This is a genomic window from Fusobacterium sp. SYSU M8D902, from assembly GCF_040199715.1.
In the GTDB taxonomy this organism is placed as follows: Bacteria; Fusobacteriota; Fusobacteriia; order Fusobacteriales; family Fusobacteriaceae; genus Fusobacterium_A.
In genome coordinates this window covers 1-6,273 of the sequence record NZ_JBEFNA010000048.1, presented here as the reverse complement: position 1 = coordinate 6,273, position 6,273 = coordinate 1, and the positions used below count along the sequence as shown (strand labels likewise).

Annotated in this window: 5 protein-coding genes; all 5 read left to right on the top strand. The window is 32.0% G+C overall.

Annotation, left to right across the window (positions count from 1 at the left end; genetic code table 11):
- The first annotated feature begins 141 nt into the window (after nucleotides 1–141).
- The 5 genes from mnmE to ABNK64_RS10795 all read left to right on the top strand — a co-directional run bounded on the left by mnmE (nucleotide 142) and on the right by ABNK64_RS10795 (nucleotide 6,143).
- Nucleotides 142–1,512: a tRNA uridine-5-carboxymethylaminomethyl(34) synthesis GTPase MnmE gene (mnmE, locus tag ABNK64_RS10815; RefSeq protein ID WP_349764374.1), complete on the top strand. Its 1,371-nt coding sequence runs from the start codon at nucleotides 142–144 to the stop codon at nucleotides 1,510–1,512.
- 72 nt (nucleotides 1,513–1,584) lie between these two features.
- Nucleotides 1,585–3,432 carry a tRNA uridine-5-carboxymethylaminomethyl(34) synthesis enzyme MnmG gene (mnmG, locus tag ABNK64_RS10810; RefSeq protein ID WP_300343614.1) on the top strand — a complete coding sequence of 616 codons (1,848 nt, stop codon included), beginning with the start codon at nucleotides 1,585–1,587 and terminating at the stop codon, nucleotides 3,430–3,432.
- 103 nt (nucleotides 3,433–3,535) lie between these two features.
- Nucleotides 3,536–5,092 carry an ABC-F family ATP-binding cassette domain-containing protein gene (locus tag ABNK64_RS10805; RefSeq protein WP_291259693.1) on the top strand — a complete coding sequence of 519 codons (1,557 nt, stop codon included), beginning with the start codon at nucleotides 3,536–3,538 and terminating at the stop codon, nucleotides 5,090–5,092.
- A 55-nt stretch (nucleotides 5,093–5,147) separates the two neighbouring features.
- Nucleotides 5,148–5,678 carry a YiiX/YebB-like N1pC/P60 family cysteine hydrolase gene (locus ABNK64_RS10800; protein ID WP_349764373.1) on the top strand — a complete coding sequence of 177 codons (531 nt, stop codon included), beginning with the start codon at nucleotides 5,148–5,150 and terminating at the stop codon, nucleotides 5,676–5,678.
- 81 nt (nucleotides 5,679–5,759) lie between these two features.
- Complete coding sequence (locus ABNK64_RS10795; protein ID WP_349764371.1) at nucleotides 5,760–6,143, top strand: hypothetical protein; 384 nt, start codon at nucleotides 5,760–5,762, stop codon at nucleotides 6,141–6,143.
- Nucleotides 6,144–6,273: the final 130 nt, after the last annotated feature.

Genomic DNA, 6,273 nt, shown 5'->3' with positions numbered 1-6,273 from the left:
CTAATATGTAGGATTCGTTGTATCCGAATTTAAGCCTTTGGAGAGTTATATAAAACGAAAGTAGCTACGGCAAAATCGGATTCTGAGAAGAAGGAAATAAACAAATTTCTATATTTTTATAGATTTTTGGCAACGGCAAGTATGCTTTTTGATACAATAGCAGCTATATCTACACCAAGGGGAGAAGGTGGAATAGGTATTGTAAGAATTTCAGGGAGCGACGCTTTTACAATTCTTCAGAAAATTTTTAAACCAAAGTCTGGAAAGAAGATTGAAGATTTAAGAAATTTCAGTATAAACTATGGTCATATTTATGATGGTGAAGAGATTATAGATGAGGTAATGGTTTCTATAATGAGAGCACCACATACATATACAAAAGAGAATGTAGTAGAGATAAACTGCCATGGTGGATATATAATTACAGAAAAATTACTAGAGACTGTCCTAAAATATGGAGCAAGACATGCTGAGATCGGAGAGTTTACTAGAAGAGCATTTTTAAATGGAAGAATAGATCTAACTCAAGCAGAAGCAATTATAGATATAATTCACGGAAAGACTGAAAAATCAGTTTCTCTATCATTAAATCAGCTTAGAGGAGATCTTAAAGAGCAGATAGAACATCTAAAAAAATTGATATTAGATGTGGCAGCTCACATAAATGTTGTATTAGATTATCCAGAAGAGGGAATAGATGATCCACTTCCAGAGAATCTTGTGGGAAATCTTCAAGAGGTAGTGGATACAACTGATAAATTGATTAGGTCTTACGACAAAGGAAAGATGATTAAAGAGGGAATTAAGACTGCCATAGTAGGTAAGCCTAACGTAGGTAAGTCAAGCCTGTTAAATTCAGTTTTACGTGAGGAGAGAGCCATTGTAACTCACATTCCTGGAACAACAAGAGACGTAATCGAAGAGGTTGTAAATTTAAAAGGAATTCCTTTGATATTAGTAGATACAGCTGGAATTAGAAAAACAGATGATATTGTTGAAAATATTGGTGTGGAGAAATCTAAAAAGATGATTGATAGTGCAGACTTGATACTCTTTGTAATAGATGGTTCAAGAGAGCTAGAAGAGGAAGATTTCAAAATACATGAAGCTATTAACAGTGAAAAGGTAATAGGAATTTTAAATAAGATTGATATTGAGAGAAAGGTAGATCTATCTAAATTGACTAAAGTTAATAAATGGATAGAGATATCTGCTATGAAAAACATAGGAATTGATGAGATGGAAGATGAGATATATCGTCATATCATTGATGAGAATGTAGAGGATAGCTCACAAAAAATTACTCTTACAAATGTAAGACATAAATCAGCATTAGAAAAGACAAAGCAATATGTAGAAAATATTTTTGATACTATAAATTCAGGATTACCAATGGATCTTATGGCAGTAGATATAAAAGGTGCTCTAGATTCACTTTCAGAAGTAACTGGAGAGATATCTAGTGAAGATCTACTAGATCATATTTTTAGCAATTTCTGTGTTGGAAAATAAAAAAATGAGGATTCTCAATTTGAGTAATCCTCTTTCTTAATTTATGGAATTTTGTGGAATTAGGAGGAAACTATGAAGAAAATTTATGATGTAATAGTCGTAGGTGGAGGACATGCAGGAGTTGAAGCTGCACTTGCCTCAGCTAGACTTGGAAAAGATACAGCAATATTTACACTTTATTTAGATACAATAGCAATGATGTCTTGTAATCCTTCAATAGGAGGACCTGGAAAGAGTAATTTAGTAGCAGAGATGGATATTTTAGGTGGAGAGATGGGGAGACATACAGATGAGTATAATCTTCAGTTAAAACATCTAAATGAGAGTAAAGGTCCTGCAGCTAGAATAACAAGAGGTCAAGCTGACAAATATCTATATAGAACAAAAATGAGAAAAAAACTTGAAAATACTGAAAATCTTAATATGGTACAAGACTGTGTAGAGCAGATAATTGTAGACGAAGGAGAGATCAAAGGTATCAGAACAAGATTGGGAATCTCATACTTTGCCAAGGCAGTAGTTTTAGCAACAGGAACATTTTTAAAGGGAAAGATTGTAATTGGAGATGTAACTTATTCTGCAGGAAGACAGGGAGAGGAATCAGCAGAGAAACTATCTGATTCATTGAGAGCTCATGGGATACATATAGAGAGATATCAGACAGCAACTCCACCAAGATTGGATAGAAGAAGTATAGATTTTTCTAAGATGGAGGAGCTAAAAGGTGAGGAGCATCCAAGATATTTTTCAATATTCACAAATAAAGAGAGAAACAACGTAGTTCCAACTTGGCTTACTCACACAACTGAAAAGACAATAGAGGTAGCTAAGGAGATGTTAAAATACTCTCCAATAGTCAGTGGAATAATAGAGACACATGGACCAAGACACTGTCCATCACTAGATAGAAAGGTATTGAACTTCCCAGATAAGACAAATCATCAGATTTTCTTAGAGCTGGAGTCAGCAGATTCAGAGGAGATCTATGTAAATGGACTTACAACAGCTATGCCACCATTTGCTCAAGAGGCTATGATGAGAACTATAGCTGGGCTTGAGAATGCTAAGATAATGAGACATGGTTATGCTGTGGAATATGATTATGCACCAGCTTCACAACTATATCCAAGTTTAGAGAGTAAGAAGATCTCTGGATTATATTTTGCTGGACAGATAAATGGAACATCAGGATATGAAGAGGCAGCTTGTCAAGGATTTATGGCTGGAGTGAATGCTGCTAGAAAGATAGATGGAAAAGAGCCTGTAATCATAGATAGAAGTGAAGGGTATATAGGAGTTTTAGTTGATGATATAATTCATAAGAAAACACCAGAGCCATATAGAGTTTTACCTTCTCGTTCAGAGTATAGATTGACATTGAGATTTGACAATGCTTTTATGAGATTGTATGAGAAAGCAAAAGAGATTGGAATACTATCTAAGGAGAGATTAGAGTATTTAGAGAATGCAATCAATATAGTTAATACAGAGATAGAGAGACTTAGAAACATAAGTGTACCAATGGTAAAAGCTAATGAGTTATTGGAAAAACTTGGTTCTAATCAAAAGTTTGCTAAGGGGATAAAAATAGGTGAGCTATTAAAAGTTAAAGAGGTAACTTATGATAGTTTGAAAGAGGTTACAGAGATTGAAGATTATCCTGAATTCATAAAAAATCAGATAGAAACAATTATAAAATATGATATTTTCATTCAAAGAGAGAATGAACAGATAGAGAAGTTTAAAAAATTAGAGGAGATGAGAATACCTAAGGATTTTGATTTCTCACTTGTAAAAGGAATATCTAATATAGCTAGAAGTGGACTAGAGGAGATCAGACCACTATCAATAGGAGAGGCTTCAAGAATAAGTGGAGTCACAGGTAATGATATAGCTCTGCTAATAGGATACTTAAAATAAAATATGTATATGGACAAAAATAATCTATATTAAATGTATGAGATACAAATGATATAGATTATTTGTATATTAACAAGAATAAAATAGATTGATGGGAGAATTAATGAGTATATTAGACGTAAAAAATGTGAGTCACGGCTTTGGTTCAAGAACTATATTGGAAGATGCTTCTTTCAGACTTTTAAAGGGAGAGCATATTGGACTTGTTGGAGCTAATGGAGAGGGAAAAACAACTTTTTTAAATATTATAACTGGAAACTTGATGCCTGATGAGGGAACAGTTACTTGGTGTAATCACATTACCACTGGTTATTTGGATCAGTATAGCACTTTAGAAAAGGGTAAAACTATTAGAGATATTCTAAGATCAGCCTTTAATCATATGTTTGAGCTAGAACAAGAGATGATGACTCTATATGAAAAGATGGGAGATTGTACTCCTGAAGAGATGGATTCATTGATGGAAGAGGTTGGAGAGATTCAAAGTATTTTAGATAGTGGTGAATTTTACTCTTTAGATTCTAAAATAGAGGAGTATGCTAAAGGGCTAGGACTTATGGATATAGGACTTGAAAGAGATGTATCAGAACTATCTGGAGGTCAGAGAGCAAAGATACTGCTTGCAAAAGTTTTATTAGAAAATCCAATGATATTGATATTGGACGAGCCAACTAACTTCTTAGATGAAAATCATATAGAGTGGCTAAAGAACTTCTTACAAAATTATGAGAATGCCTTTATATTGGTATCTCATGATATACCGTTCTTAAACTCAGTTGTCAATGTAATATACCACGTTGAAAATGCTGTTTTAACTCGTTATACAGGAGATTATTATCAATTTAGAGAGATGTATGAGTTGAAGAAGAGACAGCTAGAACAGGCATATAAGAAGCAACAGAAAGAGATAGAACACCTAAAGGATTTCATAGCTCGTAATAAAGCTAGAGTAGCAACTACAAATTTGGCAAAAGATAGACAGAGAAAATTGGATAGAATGGATATAATAGAGATAGCCAAGGAAAAACCAAAACCAACATTTGGATTTAGTTCAGCTAGAACACCGAGTAGAGAGGTTATAACTGTAAAGGATTTGGTAATTGGTTATAATGAAGCTCTTACAAAACCTCTTAATTTTACTATTGAAAGAAATCAAAAAATAGCTATTAAAGGGGTAAATGGTCTAGGGAAATCAACTCTTTTAAAGACACTGTTAGGAAAGATAAAAGCTCTTTCTGGAGAGGTGGAGCATGGACAATTTTTAGAGATTGGATATTTTGAGCAAGAGGAGAAAGCAGGAAATACAACAACAGCTCTAGATGAGATCTGGAATGAGTTCCCAAGTATGACTAATGCTGAAGTGAGAGGAGCTTTAGCTAAGTGTGGTTTAACTACAAATCATATAACAAGTCAGATGCAAGTTTTATCTGGAGGAGAAAATGCTAAGGTACGTCTATGTAAACTTATGCTGAGAGAGGTTAATCTCCTTGTTTTAGACGAGCCAACTAATCACTTGGATATAGATGCCAAAGAAGAGTTGAAAAGGGCTTTAAAAGAGTTTAAGGGGACCATAGTGCTTGTAAGTCACGAACCAGATTTTTATATGGATATAGCAACAGAGGTTTGGAATGTTGAAGATTGGACAACTAAGATAGTATAAAATATGTATATGAACATAAATAAAATTTTGGAATTAAATATTATAGAGGCATTTTATGAAAGCAATTTTAATGATTTATTTAATCTTAATTTTAGGTTGTTCTAATATTCCTAAAAAAGCTTGGAAAGAAATTGATAGCAAAGAAAAAATTTTAAATCTTGAAATAGGTGATATTATTTTAAAAGAAAAAAAATTAAATTTTTTAGGAATATTTGGTCACGTAGGAGTAATGCAAACAAATAGATTAGTGGTAGATTATCCAAAATTTGGAAAAAAGATAAATATTGTAGATATTGATTATTGGTTAGAAAAAGACAGAAAATTTATAGTTTTAAGATACATAGGAATGAACAAGAAGTTTAAAGAAAAATTTTTACAGAATCTAAATAAATATATGGAATTAAACCTTCCATATAAAATCCATTTTAATATAAAAAGAGAAAATGGATTTTACTGTTCACAATTTATTTGGTATATTTATTATAAAACTGCTATGGAGCTAGGAATTACCTTGGATTCAGATAATTATTTTTTATTTTTTCCCTATGATTTTGTTTTTTCAAAAAATTTTTATATAGTTTTTTAGAAAGAAATCTAGCAAAAATAAATATTATATGATAGAATAAATAAAATATTATTATTTAGTAAATGGAGAGACGTGAGACTTATGAAAAAATTAATTTTAAGTGGAGTATTAATATTAGCAGCTTTAAGTATGCAAGGTTGTTCAGCAGTAATGGCTTTAAATGGACAGAAAGAACCAGATTTTTCAATTGTGACAAAAGGACAAAGTAAAGCAATAGTAGAAAGTCAACCATTAAAACCAATTAGTACAGAAAAATTAGCTAATGGGAATTTAGTTTCTACTTATCAATATGTAATGGGAAAAGAACCAAGTGCAGGAAGAGCAGCAGTTTATGTTTTACTTGATTGTGTAACTTTATTTATATCTGAACTTGTAACAATGCCAATAGAAATGGGAAAAAATGGAGATATTAAATTTTTAAAAGTAGAATATACTCCTGATGGACAAGTTGTTAGAGTAGGGTAATAAAAAAGACAGGTTATCCTGTCGAGAGTGTAAATAATTTTGTGTATTTATCATCTCTTGATTATTAATTTTTAAATTATTTTGAAGACTGAAAGGAACTAAAAACCTTTCAGTCTTTCTTCATATTCTA

Excerpts from the sequence above, each read along its gene's own strand:
- ABNK64_RS10800 (WP_349764373.1), top strand. The coding sequence starts at position 5,148 with ATGAAAGCAATTTTAATGATTTATTTAATCTTAATTTTAGGTTGTTCT.
- ABNK64_RS10805 (WP_291259693.1), top strand. The coding sequence starts at position 3,536 with ATGAGTATATTAGACGTAAAAAATGTGAGTCACGGCTTTGGTTCAAGA.
- mnmE (WP_349764374.1), top strand. The coding sequence starts at position 142 with ATGCTTTTTGATACAATAGCAGCTATATCTACACCAAGGGGAGAAGGT.
- mnmG (WP_300343614.1), top strand. The coding sequence starts at position 1,585 with ATGAAGAAAATTTATGATGTAATAGTCGTAGGTGGAGGACATGCAGGA.
- ABNK64_RS10795 (WP_349764371.1), top strand. The coding sequence starts at position 5,760 with ATGAAAAAATTAATTTTAAGTGGAGTATTAATATTAGCAGCTTTAAGT.